This is a genomic window from Paenibacillus foliorum (assembly GCF_013141765.1).
GTDB lineage: Bacteria > Bacillota > Bacilli > Paenibacillales > NBRC-103111 > Paenibacillus_S > Paenibacillus_S foliorum.
This window is the reverse complement of the sequence record NZ_WHOD01000055.1, coordinates 138,600-157,175: the sequence shown is the minus strand read 5'-3', so window position 1 is coordinate 157,175 and position 18,576 is coordinate 138,600. Positions and strand designations below refer to the sequence as shown.

Annotated in this window: 18 protein-coding genes; 1 reads left to right on the top strand and 17 read right to left on the bottom strand. The window is 43.0% G+C overall.

What is annotated here, in order from left to right:
- Window positions 1-17: 17 nt before the first annotated feature.
- From GC093_RS13905 to GC093_RS13825, 17 genes are all read right to left on the bottom strand, one after another.
- A complete protein-coding gene (locus GC093_RS13905) occupies window positions 18-608 on the bottom strand; it encodes a TVP38/TMEM64 family protein (RefSeq protein WP_171652471.1) in 591 nt (196 codons plus the stop codon).
- A 247-nt stretch (window positions 609-855) separates the two neighbouring features.
- Window positions 856-1,353: a PCYCGC motif-containing (lipo)protein gene (locus tag GC093_RS13900; RefSeq protein ID WP_171652469.1), complete on the bottom strand. Its 498-nt coding sequence runs from the start codon at window positions 1,351-1,353 to the stop codon at window positions 856-858.
- A 190-nt stretch (window positions 1,354-1,543) separates the two neighbouring features.
- A complete protein-coding gene (locus tag GC093_RS13895) occupies window positions 1,544-3,037 on the bottom strand; it encodes a response regulator (protein ID WP_171652467.1) in 1,494 nt (497 codons plus the stop codon).
- Window positions 3,034-4,767: a sensor histidine kinase gene (locus tag GC093_RS13890; protein ID WP_171652466.1), complete on the bottom strand. Its 1,734-nt coding sequence runs from the start codon at window positions 4,765-4,767 to the stop codon at window positions 3,034-3,036. Before GC093_RS13890 ends, GC093_RS13895 begins: the two co-directional genes overlap by 4 nt.
- Before the next feature lie 132 nt (window positions 4,768-4,899).
- On the bottom strand, window positions 4,900-5,721 hold the full coding sequence (locus GC093_RS13885; protein ID WP_171652465.1) for a carbohydrate ABC transporter permease: 822 nt from the start codon (window positions 5,719-5,721) through the stop codon (window positions 4,900-4,902).
- Window positions 5,718-6,557, bottom strand: a complete 840-nt coding sequence (locus GC093_RS13880; RefSeq protein WP_246314352.1) for a carbohydrate ABC transporter permease — start codon at window positions 6,555-6,557, stop codon at window positions 5,718-5,720. The genes GC093_RS13885 and GC093_RS13880 overlap by 4 nt, the downstream gene beginning before the upstream one ends.
- A 192-nt stretch (window positions 6,558-6,749) precedes the next feature.
- Window positions 6,750-8,087, bottom strand: a complete 1,338-nt coding sequence (locus tag GC093_RS13875) for an ABC transporter substrate-binding protein (RefSeq protein WP_171652463.1) — start codon at window positions 8,085-8,087, stop codon at window positions 6,750-6,752.
- Window positions 8,088-8,234: 147 nt separating this feature from the next.
- Window positions 8,235-8,681: an NUDIX hydrolase gene (locus GC093_RS13870; RefSeq protein WP_171652462.1), complete on the bottom strand. Its 447-nt coding sequence runs from the start codon at window positions 8,679-8,681 to the stop codon at window positions 8,235-8,237.
- A gap of 351 nt (window positions 8,682-9,032) precedes the next feature.
- Window positions 9,033-10,187 (bottom strand): serine hydrolase domain-containing protein, encoded by a 1,155-nt coding sequence (locus GC093_RS13865; RefSeq protein WP_171652461.1) that lies wholly within the window; start codon window positions 10,185-10,187, stop codon window positions 9,033-9,035.
- A 60-nt stretch (window positions 10,188-10,247) separates the two neighbouring features.
- Window positions 10,248-11,390: a DNA alkylation repair protein gene (locus GC093_RS13860; RefSeq protein ID WP_171652656.1), complete on the bottom strand. Its 1,143-nt coding sequence runs from the start codon at window positions 11,388-11,390 to the stop codon at window positions 10,248-10,250.
- A gap of 77 nt (window positions 11,391-11,467) precedes the next feature.
- On the bottom strand, window positions 11,468-11,830 hold the full coding sequence (locus GC093_RS13855) for a GIY-YIG nuclease family protein (protein WP_171652460.1): 363 nt from the start codon (window positions 11,828-11,830) through the stop codon (window positions 11,468-11,470).
- Window positions 11,831-11,866: 36 nt separating this feature from the next.
- Window positions 11,867-12,622 (bottom strand): DUF2087 domain-containing protein, encoded by a 756-nt coding sequence (locus GC093_RS13850; RefSeq protein WP_171652459.1) that lies wholly within the window; start codon window positions 12,620-12,622, stop codon window positions 11,867-11,869.
- Between the two features lie 160 nt (window positions 12,623-12,782).
- Window positions 12,783-13,178, bottom strand: coding sequence for an ArsR/SmtB family transcription factor (locus tag GC093_RS13845; RefSeq protein WP_376768649.1), 396 nt, complete (start codon window positions 13,176-13,178; stop codon window positions 12,783-12,785).
- Complete coding sequence (locus GC093_RS13840; protein ID WP_312886528.1) at window positions 13,147-14,421, bottom strand: MFS transporter; 1,275 nt, start codon at window positions 14,419-14,421, stop codon at window positions 13,147-13,149. The genes GC093_RS13845 and GC093_RS13840 overlap by 32 nt, the downstream gene beginning before the upstream one ends.
- A 35-nt stretch (window positions 14,422-14,456) precedes the next feature.
- Window positions 14,457-14,753 (bottom strand): Rieske (2Fe-2S) protein, encoded by a 297-nt coding sequence (locus GC093_RS13835; protein WP_171652458.1) that lies wholly within the window; start codon window positions 14,751-14,753, stop codon window positions 14,457-14,459.
- Window positions 14,754-14,880: 127 nt separating this feature from the next.
- Complete coding sequence (locus GC093_RS13830) at window positions 14,881-16,017, bottom strand: extracellular solute-binding protein (protein ID WP_171652457.1); 1,137 nt, start codon at window positions 16,015-16,017, stop codon at window positions 14,881-14,883.
- Window positions 16,014-17,813 carry an RNA polymerase sigma factor gene (locus GC093_RS13825; RefSeq protein WP_171652456.1) on the bottom strand — a complete coding sequence of 600 codons (1,800 nt, stop codon included), beginning with the start codon at window positions 17,811-17,813 and terminating at the stop codon, window positions 16,014-16,016. Before GC093_RS13825 ends, GC093_RS13830 begins: the two co-directional genes overlap by 4 nt.
- A gap of 283 nt (window positions 17,814-18,096) precedes the next feature.
- Here GC093_RS13825 and GC093_RS13820 point away from each other — a divergent pair, with 283 nt between their 5' ends.
- Window positions 18,097-18,393, top strand: coding sequence for a hypothetical protein (locus GC093_RS13820; protein WP_216624626.1), 297 nt, complete (start codon window positions 18,097-18,099; stop codon window positions 18,391-18,393).
- Window positions 18,394-18,576 lie beyond the last annotated feature (183 nt).

The window sequence follows — 18,576 nt, the reverse complement described above, 5'->3', positions numbered from 1 at the left end:
TTGGCCATGCCTTGTTTTTATCTCGTATATCTCGATTCCAGCTTACGGCCCATGTACCAAATAGATACTAGGAGAATGACGATAGCGATCATTTTCCACGGTTGGTTGAATAGGTTGCCAAGATCATGTCCCGCAATCGATACAATGAGGATCATAACAGCCTTTCCCATGGAGGTAGCGATCAGAAAAACACTCTTAGGCAGCTTAGATATGCCAGCTACGATATTCACGAATGCAGAGGGGGTAAACGGGAAGCAAGCTAACACAAAAATCGGCGTGAACCCATGCTGCTCTACCCAAACAATGAACTTCTGTGACTTAGGATGTTTACGTTCAATATAGCCGCGGAAGCGTCCTCCGAATTTTCGAAAAAACAGAAACACACACGTTGCGCCACTAACAACGCCGATCCAAGAGAACAAAGCGCCTTCCCACATGCCATAAGCATTCACATTTGCAATGATGATTGCGATTAAAGGTAATATGGGTACAAATGATTCGATAAACGTTGCGAGAATACCCGGAACTGGGCCGAGTGCTTCGTACCGGAATAAAATAAGTTCAATGTCCTCCCATGTCAATCCGGCTAGCTTGTCTATCCAGCTCATTTGTATTTGGCACCTTTCTTATTTAACTCTTTGTATTTTATGATTCGAGCTGCCTAGTCATAGTAAAAGCATATTCAGGCTCACGATTAATCATGTTCTCACAAGCTGAATTAGTAATACGTACAATATCGTGCCTGGTTGCTAGGTTCATGACTTTTTTTTGAGCGAATGGCCAACTGCTTTATTATCGCTTAATTATATTTCCTTATGTTCAATTGTTCTCCAAATGAAATCATTTAAAACCATTTTATAGAGGCATTGGCGTAGGGGTTGGTTTTGCAAAGCCACTTTTGTATTTGCCATCGATATAGGTACGGATATCCTTATCGGCTAAACCGTCTTTCTTGAGCTTGGCCGATTCTAAAGCAATATTAAGACATACTCCGCATCTTGTGCCATGATCATCCCATACAACGGACCCATCTTTATTAATCTCTTTAATAAAACAATTTTTATTGCTTTGGTGGCCGACGCTTTCCCCGCAACCGCAGTAGCAAGGCATCCACTGCAGCAGGTCTGCGTTGGCAGCAGCTATCTGATAAATCATACGAATCTCTTCGCGTTGGTTGGTCAAAAATTTAGGTAAAACTTCCAGGGAAGTTGTTTTCTCCTGTAAGTCCTTCTCTACATGCGCCGCTGCTTCATGACCTTCATGTTCTTTGCTTGTAGTCTCTTTATTGGAGCTACAGGCTACTAATGCCGCCAAGGAAACTCCAATAATTAATGACTTTGATAACAGCTTCATAACTCACCTCAAATAAATAATAGTTAATAGTTGTATTATATAACTCTTAGCCTATTATTTCATCTTTCGCTATTGAAGAGGTTATTTCTTTGACAAGTCTTTGAATTCAAATAAAGGATACTTAATTCTGTTAATAATTTCTAACAGAATAGCATCCCCATTTCATTATTTATGATTGTATCAGCGATATTTAGCTAAACCGTTTCTTGTATTCAGAAGGATAGCAGCCGACAAATTCGGTAAACAGCTTCGTGAAATGCCTTGTGCTGTAATAACCTACCCTTTCTGCTGCCTGCTGCACCTGTACGCTAGGCATAGCCAGCCATTCCTTAGCCCGGATCATCCGATATTCGGTTAAATATTTCATGAACGTCTTTCCGATCCGCTTATGGAAGAGCGTGCTTAAGTAATTGTGAGTGACATCTAATTGTTCGGCTATCTGCGAAATGCTGATGTCTTGGTCATAATTTTGTTCTATAAAAGCAATGGTAGCTTGAACCAAGCAGGTGGCGTTGTCGGCTCCTTGGTGTTTGGATAATAGCTCTTCCCCTTTTTTAATAAGAGGCTCATACCAGTCTGGAAAAGGCTGATGGGCATCCATATGACAACCTAGAGCTACGTTCAAAAAACGGCTTAGTTGGGCTTTATACGATGAATTGAATCCCTCTTTGAGACTTAAGATATGCATTTTGAACACAGCCAAAGCTTTCATGTAATCCGTGTGAGCATGTTTGCTGTAAAAATGCTGCAGCTCCAGAGTCTTTCGAGCTAGCTCGGTTAAAGCGACCTTGGGTTTCCATTCCTTTAAACGACTGAGCTCCAAAGTGTTTCCATGTTCATATAAGCAGCGAAGCGCTGAGATCTCATGAAGAGAAACCCACTGCCTCTGTAAATCAGCAATGCTGCTGCAAGGCTCCAGGATAACTGATGTGACGGCATAATGCTCCGTTTGGAAGAGCTGAATCTGTTCATTGATTTTGTTAATCATGTTAACAGATTCCAAAGCACCTCTTCCATAATTAACCGGATCCCAAGAGCAAATAAGCGCCAGTTCACCTTGTGGAAGAACTAATTTAGCCTTGCGAAGCCCGCCATGGACAAATTCATCTGACATGTCACGAATCTTCAAACATAATTCCCGCTGCCTCTCTCCTCTGTACGATTCCTCTAAACAGCTGTCCGTATAAAATACGATGGATCGAAAGCAAACCTCGGAGATCACGGCTTCAGGCGATTCAGACTCAGGTGTAGTCATTCCAAGCAATAGAGAATGCATTGTAGACTCAAACTGCCTACTAAGCAGAATCTGCTGCTCCTTTACACGTTTGCTTACTTTAATCAACGAGGCCTCCAGATCATCCGGACTTACAGGCTTTAATAGATAGTCCTCTGCACCTAGCTTTAGAGCTTCTTGGGCAAAGCTGAAATCGGAATATCCGCTGATCACAATGAAAGAAGTTTTGGGAGACATAGTATGTGCTTGTTGAATCGCCTGTAGACCGTTCATTAACGGCATACGAATATCGATAAGTACGACTTCTGGCGCCTCACTTTTCAACAATTCCAGCAGCTCCAGCCCGTTCGTCGCCTCACCCACAACTGCCCAAGTGGAACCCATGTCTTCGATCATACTCTGCAAACTCAAGCGAACTAACACTTCATCATCAGCAATGACAATTCTCATAGTCTCACTTCCCGTAATGGTATGGTGATCGTAACATGGGTACCTTGGTTTATTTCACTCCATATGTGAAAAGTCGCATGCTCGTAGGCCAGCTGAAGCCGGTTTCTTACATTCGCGAGACCAACTGCTATGGATTCATCTACTCTATGTGAAGCGAATCCCGCTCCGTCATCCTTAATAGTAATAATCAACGCTTCAATATCCTGCGCGTGATCTACGATGCATGACATTACTAGCGTACAAGGGCGATTTAAAGGCTCAACCCCATGAATGATAGCGTTTTCAACGAGTGGCTGAAGCAGCAATTTAGGAAGCAGATAGTTGTTTGTAGCCGGATCCGTATAGATATCCAACGTCAATCGGTCTTGAAAACGAAGCTGTTGGAGCTCACCATATTTCTTTAAAAATAGCATTTCTTCAGCTACGGTTGACCAGTCATTATGCTCTAATATATATCTCAGCATGCCGCTGAGTGATAATATCGATTTCTCTAATAAACGCCGGTCCCCCATGCGATTTAATCCAATAAAGCCATTTAGTGTATTATATAAAAAATGGGGTTGAATCTGCGACTGCAATGCCCTGTATTCGGCATCACGTTGGTTTAAAACCGCTTTGTACTCACTATCGATTAATTCTTTGAGCTGGTCGATCATCGTATTGAGCGCTTTTCCAAGCTCAGCAACCTCGTCCTTTCCCCGAACAGCAAAACGGGTATGAAGCTCTCCCTTTTGCACCCTTTTCATAACAAAGGTCATTTCTCTAAAGGGCTTAACAATCCATCGGGATAAGGTAAAAAAGACGAGCAGTGTCAGAACAATTCCGCCCCCAGCGAGCAGCAATCCGACCATATAGATGCCCTCAAGCTTAGCTTTGAGCTCTGAGTTGTCGAGTAGTACAACAATATTCCAATTGGCTTGCGTGACATTCTTGGATACGACCACATAATCATCGATCGTTTGACCATTGGGTGCAGGGAAAATCAGCTTTTGCTGAAGCTCCAGCGGCAGGCTGGCTGTGGAATAAATCAAATGATGCTGCTCATCAAATATGGCTACGATCGAGTTCACATTAAATCTGATGTCATTGGCGATTTTTTCGAGAATAATGGTATCCGCATCGGCCTTCATCACGGCTAACGGCTGTTTGGAATCGGGGTCTTTAATCAATCTGGCAACGGAAAAAACCTGTGTGATAGTGGGCTTTTTTAAGTAGTCTTGCGCGTGGGCGCTTATAAAGCTTACCTTGCCATCAGCCTCTACAGCTTGCTTGTACCAGCCCTGTTCTGTAAATGGGTAATTGTCCACGGGTTCATTTTTGAAAGCAGAGGTTACATATACAGAACCGTCATAGGAAAGCAAAATCGTACCCAAAATGTCATTACGGGGGTTTTTCAAAAAGTTGGGCAATGTCACGTTCAGCGCTTTATCCGTTAAAAATTGTGAATAAGCATCGGTTGTCTCATATTGCCCATTTGCTTTTACCTTTAAGGCGCGCATAACCTCTTCACTCCAGTAAGGAGTAACCGTAAGCCGTTCCAAATCCTCCAGATACGTTTCGATATTATGTGTCAATGAAGTTAAGCTGCTCTCGGTCAGTGTTGTCGTGTCTGTGGTAATGAGCCTTTGATAATAGGAAGGCATAACAAAAACGATAATAAATAGAGGCACGATGAGCGTCAGAAAGAACAAGATCGACAGTCTCATTCGTAGAGAATAGGATAGTTTCATCGGAAGTCACCTTCTCTATAAGCTGGCGTCGTATCACCGGTATAACCACTTCTAACGAAGCAGTGAATTGGGTTGTCTCCCCCGTGCAAATCATACCTCTATTATAATATAACTTGGTAAAATGTGGTATCCTCAAGCCTTAATGGCTCCTGCTGCCATACCTTCAATAAAGTACTTTTGCAAAAAGAGGTAAACTAGCGTAATCGGCAATGCTGCCATTAAAGACCCCGCAGCAACCCAGCCTACATTGTTATTGAACTGGCCGAAAAATGCGGATAACGCAACGGTAATTGTGTGAACCTCGGTCTTTTGCAGAAAAAATACAGAAAATTGGTAGTCATTCCAAACCGCCACTCCAGAAAGAATAACAACTGTAGCTGTAGCCGGCTTTAATAACGGTAAAATAATGCGGAAGAAAAGCCCGAGCCGCGATGATCCATCCATCATAGCCGCTTCGTCAAGCTCTCTTGGTATTGTGCTTATAAAGCCCGTGTATAAGAAGATTGTAATCGGAAGATTAAACGTAACATGGAGCAGCACGATTCCCCAGAGGGTGTTAAGCGCACCTAAATCCACATATACCTTGTACAAAGGCACGAGAATAGTCAACGGTGGCACAATAAGTGCAGAAATAAATACGGTGTACATCAACTTATTCCATGTTGTTCTGTATCTGGCCAGAGGGTAAGCGGAAACTGCTCCTAGTACAATAACCAGTATGACTGAAGCAAGCGTAATAAAAATATTGTTCTTGAATGAAGTGCTCAAACGGGCCTGATCCCAAGCATTCATGAAATTGTCCAGATAAAGATAACCAGGTAAGATCCATTTGGAGCTGGGATCGTCGATTGCTTTTAATGAAGTGGTGATCAGGATATAAAAAGGGATGATATGAATGATCGCAATTATAATAGAAATAACAACCGGCCATTTGGGATGACGATTACGGTTCAATGCGCCACTTCCTTCCGCCGCAACAAATACAAGGAGGTTATACTAATCACGGAGATAATTACAAACATCAGGTTCCCTAGCGCCGCAGCATATCCCGCGTCCTGTCTGGCAAAGTAAAGCTGGTACATCAAGGTAGATAACGACGCAGAAGCATACCCTGGCCCCCCACCCGTCAATGATGTAATGACATCGAACAGCTTAAGGCCTCCTATTAAATTCAACACAATATTTATCGTTACGGAAGGCGCGAGCAAGGGCCAAGTAACATGCAGGAATTGGGAAAACTTACTTGCACCGTCAATTTGCGCCGCTTCATAATAGTCCTTCGGAATGACCTGCAGCCCTGCCAAGTATATGATCATCGCAATCCCCAGGTACTGGTAAGTGTTCACTAGCGTTATTAGCCATACATTGATTTCCGGACTGGCAAGTAAGTTAACAGGCTCATCTCTGAATAAAAGGATAATATCGTTTAAAGCACCACCGTAATATTGAAAAATAAAATACCAAATATATCCCATAATCAACGGACTAATGATAACCGGCAAATAAATAATGGTTCTTGTGATCCCCTTGCTACGAAAGCTTTGATTCAAGAGCAGTGCATAGAGCAAGCCCATCAAATTCTGAAGAACCGTACTTCCTATACCATAGATAAAGGTGTTTTGGATAACGTTCAAGATTTGCGGGTCCGAGAACATTCTTCTGTAATTATCCCATTGCACCCATGAGTAGTCTTGATTGTATCCATCCCAATTCGTATAGGAGATCTTAATCCCCTCTACAAAAGGAAAGAAAATAAAGATGACGAATAGCACTAAGGCAGGAATATACATCACATTCAAAATGGCTGGTGAGTTGAGAAGCTTGCGTATGGCGGTATGCTTTGGATGCTGATGCGTTTTCTGGTAAAGCTTCGTTTTTTTGGGGGTGGTGTAAGGCATATCCTTCCTCCATTCTCTGGGATAAGGTAACCTATATCGAAGAAAGGGGGATAACACGAAACGGTTTATCCCCCTTGCGAGCATCTATTTTTTACGCAGCCGTTCCACTTCTTGCTTCATGATTTGAGAGAATTGTTGAGTTGTAATCCTCCCTGCAATCAGCTCGGTACCTTGTTTGCACATAACGTCCCACATCCCATTCGGCAAGTAGACGCGGTCGAAATACGGGAACACTCGGATACTTTCGTATTTTTTGTAATAATCCGAGAACTCATGATTGGAGCTTATGCCCTTGAGGCCGGGGGGCAGCTTGGTTGCATTTGCGATCTTCTCCATGCTTTCTTTCTTGGCAAAATAGGCGATAAGCTTCTTCGCTTCAGGTAAGTGCTTCGAATCTTTCCAGGCTCCCATTGTATAACGCTCACCTCCGGAGAAGTTGGGTTCATCCCCGGCTACCATAGAGGGAACTGGCATATAGCCGATCTTAAGGTTTGGCGTGATTTTGTGTACTTCGTCTGCAAAGGAAGGACTGCCGAGCGCAAATGCCAATTTACCGTTCGCAAACATTTTCGGCAAATCACTGTATTTGGCTGTTAATGCATCCTTGTTGATCAATCCCTTTTTCTGCAAGTCAAGCATTTTCTGGGCAAGATCTCCCCACTTATTCCAATCAAACGTGTTATTCAGAAAGGCTTCCGCTTGATTATCCTTTGGACTGATGAACAGAGATGTGGCGAAGATATCCAGGTAGCTTCCGAACATCCAGGAGTCAATACCTGAGAAATAGAATGGAACGATATCTCCCTTGCTTTCATTCTTGATCTTTTCGGCTGCTGCAATTAGTGCGTCATAAGTTTTTGGAGGTTCAATATTATATTTCGCAAGGATATCCTCACTATAGGTGATACCATCCTTGGCTTCGCTCATGACAAGAGCATGGACCTTTCCATCTTTATCCGTCACGACATTTTTAATCGTATCAGTCTGCTGTGATGCCCAGCTTTCGTCGCGCAGATCGGCCAAATATTTGCCATAGCGGATTTGTGCCCAGCCATGGGTATCGAATACGTCAGGCATATCGTTCGCTGCCATCTTGACCTTCAGTATGTTCTCATATTCAGAACCTGGAAACTGAAGCTCAACATCTACGCCTGCGTTTTCTTTCTTGAAGCCCTCGACTACCTCTTTGTACACGTTTTGGATTGGCGGATCATTAACAGTACTGTAAACGGTGATCTTCATCTTCGCTGCAACTGTTGCAGGAGCGGGTGCCGGAGCAGGGCTGGTTGTGTCCTTTTTCTCTGGAGGTGCGGGATTGGCAGGCGCAGGTGTGGTAGTCGTACCTGTACGACTGGAACAACCGGATACTATGAGCAGCGCCATGAGGAGAAACGAGAGTGAGTTGATATACCACCTTTTCATTTACATATTCCTCCCATAATGTTTTATAAAGCGCTTGCCAATTAACCGGAAAAGTCTGGATGATTGCGCTTACATTAAAATCATAGCCGAAATTACTGTATTTTCATATACAGTAAAACTACACTCGGCGCGCTCATTTTTAATGTGTTACAGTCCGATATTGCTTTTAAGTCCCTTATAGGTTCCGCTTTCCGGGAAGTCATGTCTAAGAATATGAACAAATGTGTCTGAAAATCCCAATTCACCTAATTGCTCAAAAGGGACCATGCGAACATCTGTAATCGGATTTTTATCGAATTCGTTAGTTGGCAGGGTAAGCTCCCCTTCCATTCGCTCCATTAAGAACGAAATATGGATTAATGAAGGATTGGCCTGTGGAACGTCGCAAAGATAGAGCAGCCTGACAACTCTAGTATGTAATCCCGTCTCTTCCAGCAGTTCTCTCACTATTGAGTCTTCCAACGTCTCCCCTTGCTCTACCCGACCGCCTGGCAATGACCAAGCTCTGGAATTCGATACCTGTTGTTTCACTAGCAGAATTTGTTCGTTCTCAATTAATATTCCAGTTACACGTACCTGCAGCAAATCATTCATTTTCATTCTCCTCACGAATTAGTTAATCTAGCTTTAGTTTACATTACAATTGGGTATTTTCTACAATAAAAAATGATCCTGCAAGGTATGCAATACCTTGAGGATCAACTAACCTGTTTTTATCTGTGATGTCATAATTACTGAGAAACAGGAGATGAAGTTGTCAAAACGATGCAAATTAATTAAAAATTATAGTCTGCAGCGCATCGAAACCCAGTATTTCCCGATGAGCTGTCCGGTGTATTGGCCGTTCTGGCAGCAGCACGACGGTTTATTTTCCATAAAGAACGTCCTCCACAAGTTAGGCTAACTTAGATCGCTACGCATGTCACTATTTATTCAACCGATTATCTATTCTATCGATCCATAGATGACGGCACGCATTCGTGGGTGAATATAAGGCTCGAGACTTGGCAGCATCTGCTGCATATAAACGACGGTTAGTTGCTCCTTCGGATCGATCAATACCCACGATCCGGCTAAACCGGCCCAGCCAAATTCGCCTAGAGATCCATTGATGCCTCCATCTGCAGGATCCGTCATGACACGGACACCCAAACCATAGCCATAGCCTTTCTGTTGTGGCCAATTGTAATCTTTGATCTGCTGTGGCCCCAAATGATTTGTTGCCATTAATTGCACCGTCTTCCGGCTAAGAATCTGCACTCCATCCAACTCTCCACCTCTCGCCAGTGCCTGCGCAAAACGACTGTAATCACCGACCGTTGACAGAAGGCCTCCTCCGCCACTCTCATAGTTACAGCCTGGCTGATAAGGGACATCCATATTGATATTAGGGGTCAGCACGCCGTCTTCTGTACGATCATACATCTTACAAAGTCTTTCACGTTTATCTTCGGAGATGTGGAAAGAGGTATCGGTCATCCCCAATGGTTCGAAAATTTCCTTACTCAGAAATTCACCGAATGTTTCACCAGACAGCACCTCAATCAAAGCTGCAAGGACATCATGACTTGTACCATACTTCCAATGTGTACCGGGATCGAATGCAAGTGGATTGGTAGCAAGCGCTTTGGACAAAGCTCGGATATCCATCGTTTTAGCAGCATTCTCCATAACTATACGAGTCAACCGTTCCGTTTCTGTACTGTCCCCGCCGTATGTAAGCCCCGAAGACATGGTGAACAAATCCTTGATCCGAATGGAAGCAGTTGCCGGGGATGTCGATCTTACACCGAATTCATTATACCTGTAAACCATAGGATTTTTGAACTCCGGCAAATAATCCTCGAGCGGATCGTTTAGAAGAAAAAGTCCCCTCTCATACAGCATTAACGCCGCTACGCATGTAACCACTTTGGTCATAGAATAAATTCGGTAGATGGTATCAGGTTGAAGCTTTGTTTTCTTTTCTAAATCCAGATACCCAAAGCTTTCCTGATACATTAATTCTCCATTTCTGACAATAGTGCAAGCACATCCGGCAGGTCCTTTTTCCACCCATCCCTTAAGCAGCGGAGTTAACCGTTCTTGTAAATATTTCATTAGCCTTCTCATCTCCTTTCATAAATTAATTATACATACTCTTGTTTATGTGTATACCGCTTACAATCCCAATCGCTCAAATTGTTCGAGGGGAGCATCATTTCCAACAAGGTTAATAACACTATTCGCAACCTCTTGCCCATTCACCACCAAGGCAATCTTATGCTCGCCTGGATAATGACGGCGTGTAGTCAGATTGGCCCAGCTGTGGTTACGAGTGCCATTAAGCCTTGTTCCGCCTGGTACGGTTTTGTCAGATAAGAGGAATAATTTGCGTGATGCAGATCCATTGCTCTTCACGAAGTCGATTCCGTATTCAATCCGAACTCGTACCGGTTCGCCTTCACGGGTCCGAAGCTCATACCTCAGCTCACATTTCTCACCAATTGACAGCTCAACAGGCTCAATGGATAAAGAAGCGGATGTTACAAGAGGTGTCTCTACTGCAGATTCTGCATAACCGAATAAGGCAAGAATTTCAGGGTTAGCTTTTCTAATCAAGGATCGGCACGCATGCCGCACGATCCAATCCGTGTCCGGGTGTGTGCCTTTCCATCTACGAGCGGTATCAAGGACAAGAGAAGGATGATCCTTGGTAATATCATTCAGATTGTTAGCTACGCTTTTGCGTACATACAAAGACGGGTCTTCCTTCAACTGCTCCAGCAATGGAAAAATAGGAGAAGGATCTCGCTTGAACATTGGAAGCGCCTGTCCCCACGGTAGCCGCGGCCGGCTGCCTTCACTTGCAAGCCGCCTCACATGCTCACTCGGATTCTTAGACCATTCCAGCATCTGAAGCATCATTCGCTCTGGATCGCGCAGAAGGAATGGCCTTACAGCAAATTCAGCAGATGACCTTCGTGTAAACCGTTCCAATGCTTTCATGGAAAGCGCCCAGTGCTTATCCTCCTGACCGTATACCTCGATAAAATCAGGAAAGAACAAGTACGGAAAGCCGATACAGTCCTCATCAATTTTAAACAATACTTCTAACGCATCTTCGTACCGAGCAGGCAAATATTCCCCGAGAGTTTGAGAGATTCGACGCATACGGGCTTTTAGTTCTAGATTTTCCCAGCTCTCGTCCATCACCTTGCTGATGAATCCCTCCGTGTCAAAAGCGGAATAAACCTTATAAACTTTTTGTCCGAAGAGTCGCAGGAAATCCTCATTATACATAGCTTTCAATGGCTCCGCCACCGTTAATCTCCTCTTTTCGACTAATTTCATTGATTATACAGAATCTATCTTTAAACACATCCAACTTATTATTAATATCATTTATTATTAATGTTATTTATTTTATTGTAGCCCCTATTATCAAAGGGTTGAAGATCATGGAGCCACTTTTCTTCTAATTTCTTCAATTCATCCTTCTCGTCAAAATATCCCTCTTTTTTAACAAGAACCTCTAATACTTCAATTACAAAAGCAGCTTCACCAAATTCATTCCATTCTTTTTGGAGCTGTAGATTACGGTGTGAGCCCAATTTCAGCATGAGAGTTTTTCCATTCAAGGATTTTAAATTATTCGTGCTAGCAATAAGAATCTTTTGATTGATGATATTTTTTATCTGATAAATTCCAGCTTCTGTTTTGAGTTCTTTATATTGCTGTACGAGTTCTTTTCTGCGATCCATGAGCATCCTCTCCTTACGTATTTTTCGATTATTCGATTATTCCTTAATCCAATATTCGCTACCGTCAGACTTTCGATCCATGAAGCCATATTCGATCAAATATCTTCTCAGCGTGACATAATCTGGATATACTACCTTTAAAATGTGATTGATCTCTTTCTCGGTATAGATTTGCTCACTGTTGAAGCGTTTGGCAATTTCCCGTAGCACCACAAGCTTATGCTTTTCCTTCTTGGAGAAGGCTTTAATGGGTCCGTCTGTGCCCTCAGGAAAATATTTCTTCAGAATGGTTTCATTTTCTTCCTGAGTAATATTGTACCTCTCATCTACCATCTTTGCTGATTTATGAAGCTCCACGAAGGCAGGCGCATAACTATCCTTTTCCTTTAACAATTCCATCATGGCTAAGAATACCTTAGACTGCCGTTCCTTCTCCTTTAAGGCAAATCGATGATTTCGAATTGTAGACGCGCTGCCAATCCCCATTTCCTTCTGAACCTCTTGGTCACTTTTCCCCTGATGAAACAGCCTCAGAAGATTATTTTGATGATCGGTAAGACCCGTCAGCTTTTTATCAAGCTGTATCAAATACTCAAACACAGATTGGTGAGACTTCTCAATGTGAACACGCATAAATCTCCCAGCCTCGTATAAAATACCATCGTCAGGGTAAATGATCCCTTTCTCAAGCTTTTTCCCGCATAATAAGCAGACAACCTGCTCCCCTTCTTCACAGTAGCCGTTTTTCAGCTCTTCAAGGGTCGCATTCCAAAAACGTTCTGAAACTTCCATTTAACAAACACATCCTTGTAATGTTTACTTTATACCAGACATATTACATCTCTGTTTATAAAAAGTCAATCTGCGACAAGATATTTGTACACAACAAAAAAAGACAGAGATACTTGCTCTGCCTTCCCTCAGCACTTCTTGTTGGATTGAAAAACAACTGTTATACGTGCTTGATATGCTGCAGCATTTGGACAAAAATTTGCTCGATATGCTCGTCATCTAGAGAATAAAATACCGTCTTACCTACCTTACGGCGCTTAACAATTCGCAAATTACGCAAATACCTTAGTTGATGGGAAATAGCCGATTGTCCCATATCCAGAACGACAGTCAAATCATGTACACAAAGCTCTGTTTGCAATAAGGTATAGATGATTTTTACACGTGTTGGGTCCCCGAGCGCTTTGAATACATCAGCTAAACCCGCCGCTGTCGTTTCGGGTATTAAATTTTGCTTTAAAGTGACAACATTAACCGTACCTTCGCAGGTCTCATCACATTGATCTTGTAGCACCTTTTCCAACTCAAGCACCGCCTTCTCTATGTACCGTTGCATCAAGTCCGTTATTCCGACTATTATAACTGCTTTTCCGTTCCTTCATTCGGTGCCATCCCCAAACAGTAAATGCTATTAGAACCATACTCCCCCCTACAGCACTCACACCATTCCAGTGCCATAAGCTCCAAGCATAGCTGCCAAGCGCAGACCCTACTGCTCCGAACAAAAAGGTAGACACCATATAAACGGTATTTAGCCTGCCGCGTGCCTCTGGAGCCAAGCTGTAAATCCGTGATTGGTTAGCAATTTGTCCCCCCTGCACTCCCAGATCCAGTAAAAGCACACCGATAACTAAACCCCATAAGTGGTTGCCAAACAGCCAAAAAAACACAAAAGCGAGTAATGTAATAACGATAGAACAGCCTACAATGTATTTGGTATTATAACGATCTGACAAGCGTCCTGCAATTGGAGCAGCGAGAGCGCCGGCCACCCCTATTAGCCCGAACAAGCCCGCAATTTCACTGCCATAATTATACGGAGCCCCTTCTATGTAAAAAACAAGAGTGGTCCAAAAAGCGCTGAAGCTGCCGAACATCATTGCAGCAATTAGAGATGCTTCACGAAGCGTCCGATGCTCGATAATTAGCTGTCCTATGGATAACATCAACTGACGGTATGATATTTTGGACTCTGGGTAGCTTTTAGGCAAGTATACTCTTAATATTACTGCCAGAAGCAGCATCATCACGGCAGCAATTCCAAACATCGTCCGCCATCCTAAAGCTCCGCCAACTATTCCAGAAACAGTTCTAGCCAACAGGATGCCTATTAATAAACCACTCATAACTGTGCCTATTACTTTGCCTCTTTCTGAGGGGGCGGCAAGCTGTGCGGCAAGAGGAACCATCATCTGCGGTATAACCGTTGTAACTCCAACGAGCAGGCTGGCAATACTAATCCAAATTAAGGATTGCGCTGTAGCAATTCCTACTAGAGAAACGGATACGGCAATGAGCAGGATACATAGCAACTGTCTCCTTTCCCGCATATCACCTAATGGGACAAATAAGAACAAGCCGACTGCATATCCGATCTGAGTTAGCATAGAAATGATTCCAATCTGATTCGCATTCACTTGAAAGGTTCGCCCAATATCCGCAAGAAGCGGTTGATTATAATAAAGATTCGCGACTGTCATACCGCATGCAATAGCCATTAGTAAAATGATGCCTTTAGATAAGCTCTGCCTTTGCCCAACTTGTCTGTGAAGACTGCTCTCTGCTAATTTACTGCTCACGCAACTTCCTCCAGTTGATTCATTTGAGTAAAATTTTAATCATTAAACTGAACAAATAATTGCCCGTCTCTAGCTAAAACGGAATGTTCAGCTAATCGTTTGCTAGGTACATTTATACAAGCTCCAGTATGCCTGTCAAAACACCAACCATGCATGAAGCAGACCAATTCTCCGTCTTCAAATTCAACTAATCCGCCTGCATGTGGACAAACTTGAGATACCAGACGATAGGTATTCCCATCCTTCAATAAATAATAGGACCTCCGCTCGATCTGAATCTCTCTCGGCAGCTCAGTCCAGTTTTCTACTAATCCAAGCGAGATTTCTTTCATCCCCTATAACCTCCAATTAGTGAAATGGCAGTTAACTGCCAGAAATTGTCTTAACCAGAATAGCAAGTTTACATTAATATAGCCAGTGTTTTCTTTTATGAAAACACTGGCTAGTTTAATTATTTCCCTATGCGAATCGAGTCCATGACTTCATTAGGTGACGGACATCTGCACCCTCATTAATCATTCTATGGATGTCCTCATTAATAAGCTGACGAGACGTGTTCCACTTTTCACTCAAATAAAACCCGCTAGGCTGCACAATCTCAAGCTCCATCAAATACCGCTTCCAAAGTCGATGCGAGTTCATTCCACTGCGTTCTGCAAGTGTTCGAGTAATTGGTAAATTCCATGGCATGAGGAAGCTCTCTTGACGTTCCAGAATATAATGTCGTATAAATTCCCAAGCCAAGCGGGGGTGCTTGGATTTCGTTGTAACCCCACATCCACCCATGTAAATCATGTTTGCTTCTTCGCCACCCTGCATTCGCGGCAAGCCTACTATTTCAAATTGCTCTTCCCGGCCCTTCTCACAAATACCTCCTACAAACCAAGTAAATCCGAATATCATAGCAAAACCATCGGCTAGCTGCCCTGCTTTGAATGGTTCTCCAGGCTTTCGAGTAACCTGATGAATGCGGTACATATCGATGATTTTTCTGAATGCATCCATTGTGTTCTCTGAGTCTACGTAACCTCGTGCTGTAGAACCATCTGGGGAGAGATATCTTCCTCCATTACGCATTACGAACGGTTCGAAATTTTCAATGTCCGCACCAGTAGCAAATCCAAACTGATGAGCAACACCATCCTCATTGCGAAGCGTTAACCTTTGCGCTAGCCCAATCATGTCATCCCAAGTCCAATCTTCTGTTGGGTAAGCTAAGCCCTGTCGATCGAACATAGCCTTATTAATTAATATTAAAGGAAGCGAAACATCCATTGGAAGTCCAGGTAATGTACCATCCCTGCCAACTACCCTTATGATACCTGGATATAAATCTTCTTCCAGTCCCTCTATTTCTTTGATAAATGGTATTAAGTCAATAAAAACACCCTCTTGATTGAACAATCCCCAACCTCCCGAATCCATGATGTCCGGCGGATGGTCAGACTTAAACTCTCGCATAGACTCAAAGTTGTCGGATGCCTGTTCTACAACAATCCGGACATTGGGATTGGCTGCTTCGAAGGATTCCTTTGCTTGCAATAGATGATGCATTTGCTGAAATTGCGTAAGCAATCGAATCTCGGTCATACTCATTTTGATCTCCCCTGATCCCATAAGATTAAAGCCTTCTCTAAGTAACCAATAGCGGCTGTTTCGAACTCTTTTGCCAGACGCAAATAATTGCTGCAAATCTCCATTGTCTCTTGTGAGAGCACCTCGGTAGTACGAATAAACGGAACGTGCCCACTCACCATTTCGAGAGCCTCCGCTGTCTGCTCGTAAGCTTCGGATGAGAGTAGAATAAGCCTCATTGCTTCCCCTGTCTGAGGCACACTGCGTAAATACTGCGCCGCATGTCGCTTAGCTTCAGAATAGACAGCTGCAAGCTGCCCCATTCCATAGCGGTTAGCTGTAATCGAGCGGTTGCTTAAGAATCCAATCCAGCGGTCATAAGCTGCTAAACCCGATGTATAACTTAAATACATGGTCATAGGAGAATATCGGCAGCCCGTCCTTGCGTAGCTAACTGCAAATTCCAGAATTTTTCTAGCCTGCTGCTGACTCGAAATACTGAAAACGGTTGATTCAGCTCCCTTGCTGTCGATTCCCGCCAGGAACCGCAGCGGATTCCCCGCAATTTCTTCATACGGTAATGCCTTACCATCCGGTCTCATAGCATCAGTCATATAAACGATACGTTGCTCATCATCATATCCGTAGAGAAGCGACCATTCATGGACATAAGGTATATTGGCAAGTGTATCAAAATATAGAACAGGTTTTCCATTGTCTATATATTTACGAATAAACGGAAGTATCGCTTCTTCAATAGGTAACACGACGGGAAAGCGTTCGGACGCCGCTAAAAGTGGAACCGGCGCATCAGGCAACTGACCGCATAGAATACTTACATCGTATCCCAAATCGTTCATGAACTGCTTGAGGGTATTTCTCCAATCAAAGATGTAAATCCCATCTGCGAAGGTTGTTCTATCCGAAATTTTCATACGGAAAGCAAATCCGGATATACCCATTAATTCCGATATAGGCCGGTTATCACCTAATGCTGCCAGCATATGGCCGACACGGTCAACTAGAGTTGTTTTCACAGCTTGATGCTTCAGCCATATTGGCAATTGCAGCACATTTTGTTTGACCATCCCGCTCCCTCCTTTATCTTGCTCATGACCACCCATAAAGACTCGAATGTGCTCCTTACGAAGCTTTTTACGGGAACGATGGATATAGGTATATACAGAGCCAATAGTAGTGTTGTACAATTCTGCAATCTCATCAGGAGCAAGCTGCCTGAAGAAATGAGCTTCAAATATATTCCTCTCCTTACGGTTCAAACAATGTAATAGTGTATGGATCGTCCCGAACAATTCTTTACGAAGCAAATGTTCCATCGGATCCTTTTGCATGTCTGCCGCTTCTGATGCTGAACGGGTTAAATGATGCAAGATGCTATCCAAATTATCCCAATCCATTGAGCCGCTAGTTCCTGAAGGACGTGTATTCCGCAAGCTCGTTATGGGCTGCTCCCTCTTATAAGGGCCGCCTCTCCTGAGACGCATGTTCGCCTGATTCTGCACAATGCGATGCAACCACGGCAAGAATCGACTAGTATCCGCTAATGATCCCAAATGAAGAAACGCGCGAATTAACGCATCTTGTACGATGTCATCAGCTAAGTAGGGGTCGCGTGTCATTCTCTCAGCCCAGCTTCTTGCTTTATCCTGGTAAGTGTGGATTAGCTGCCCAAAAGCTTCCGTATCCCCTTGCTGCGCACGCTCCACTAACTCTTGATCATGATCTTGCCATTTGGCACCTCCATCGTCTTGTGATGAGGCAGGTTCCGTTCTTTGCACATAGTCATTTACTTTCATTCTTCTCCTCCTACGACTTCTCGCCTGCCTATATGAGATAAGATGCCATGAGTGATAAAAATTTGAACAAATAATATCAACAAATTTGCATGAAACCTTACACTTTTATGAAAATTTACCATATAGAACGAAAAACTGACACTCTTTCATAGCGATATCCTATTAGCACCTAACTCTATTGAATAAATTGATAGAATATTCAGCCAAACTCTTGACTACGAACAAATGTTTGCTATAATAGATTTATAGAACAATTGTTCCTATATTGAGAGGGGTGTAGACGATGAAGGTGAAGAATGTTAGATTTATTGAACGCGATTATTATAAAAATTTGATGGTAACGAACAGCGAATTTATTACAGACTGTCAAATTGAGAAAATTCTTGATACAGCTGACAGCTATTGGCTTGATTTAACCTTTAAATGTTTTGATAACGGGTCGATGATCATCATAGATAACCACACCGAACTACAAGTCTCTCTTCATGATCTTAAAGGGGCCGCCTATGATTTCTATGTTAAACAAAGAATTAGAATGATCAGAGAAAACCTGGAAGCCAAGATTCTGCAAAGCGCCTAATTTTATTATCGATTCTGCTGTCAGTCATACTTGGGCTGCTGCAACTTATATAAACGGCATAGAACCGCCCTATTGCTATAATTAACAATAGAGCGGTTCTATGTTGTTATCACCATTATTTCATTTGAATGAAATCGAAATCTATAGAACACGGTCACAGCCACTAAGTATAAACCGTTATTC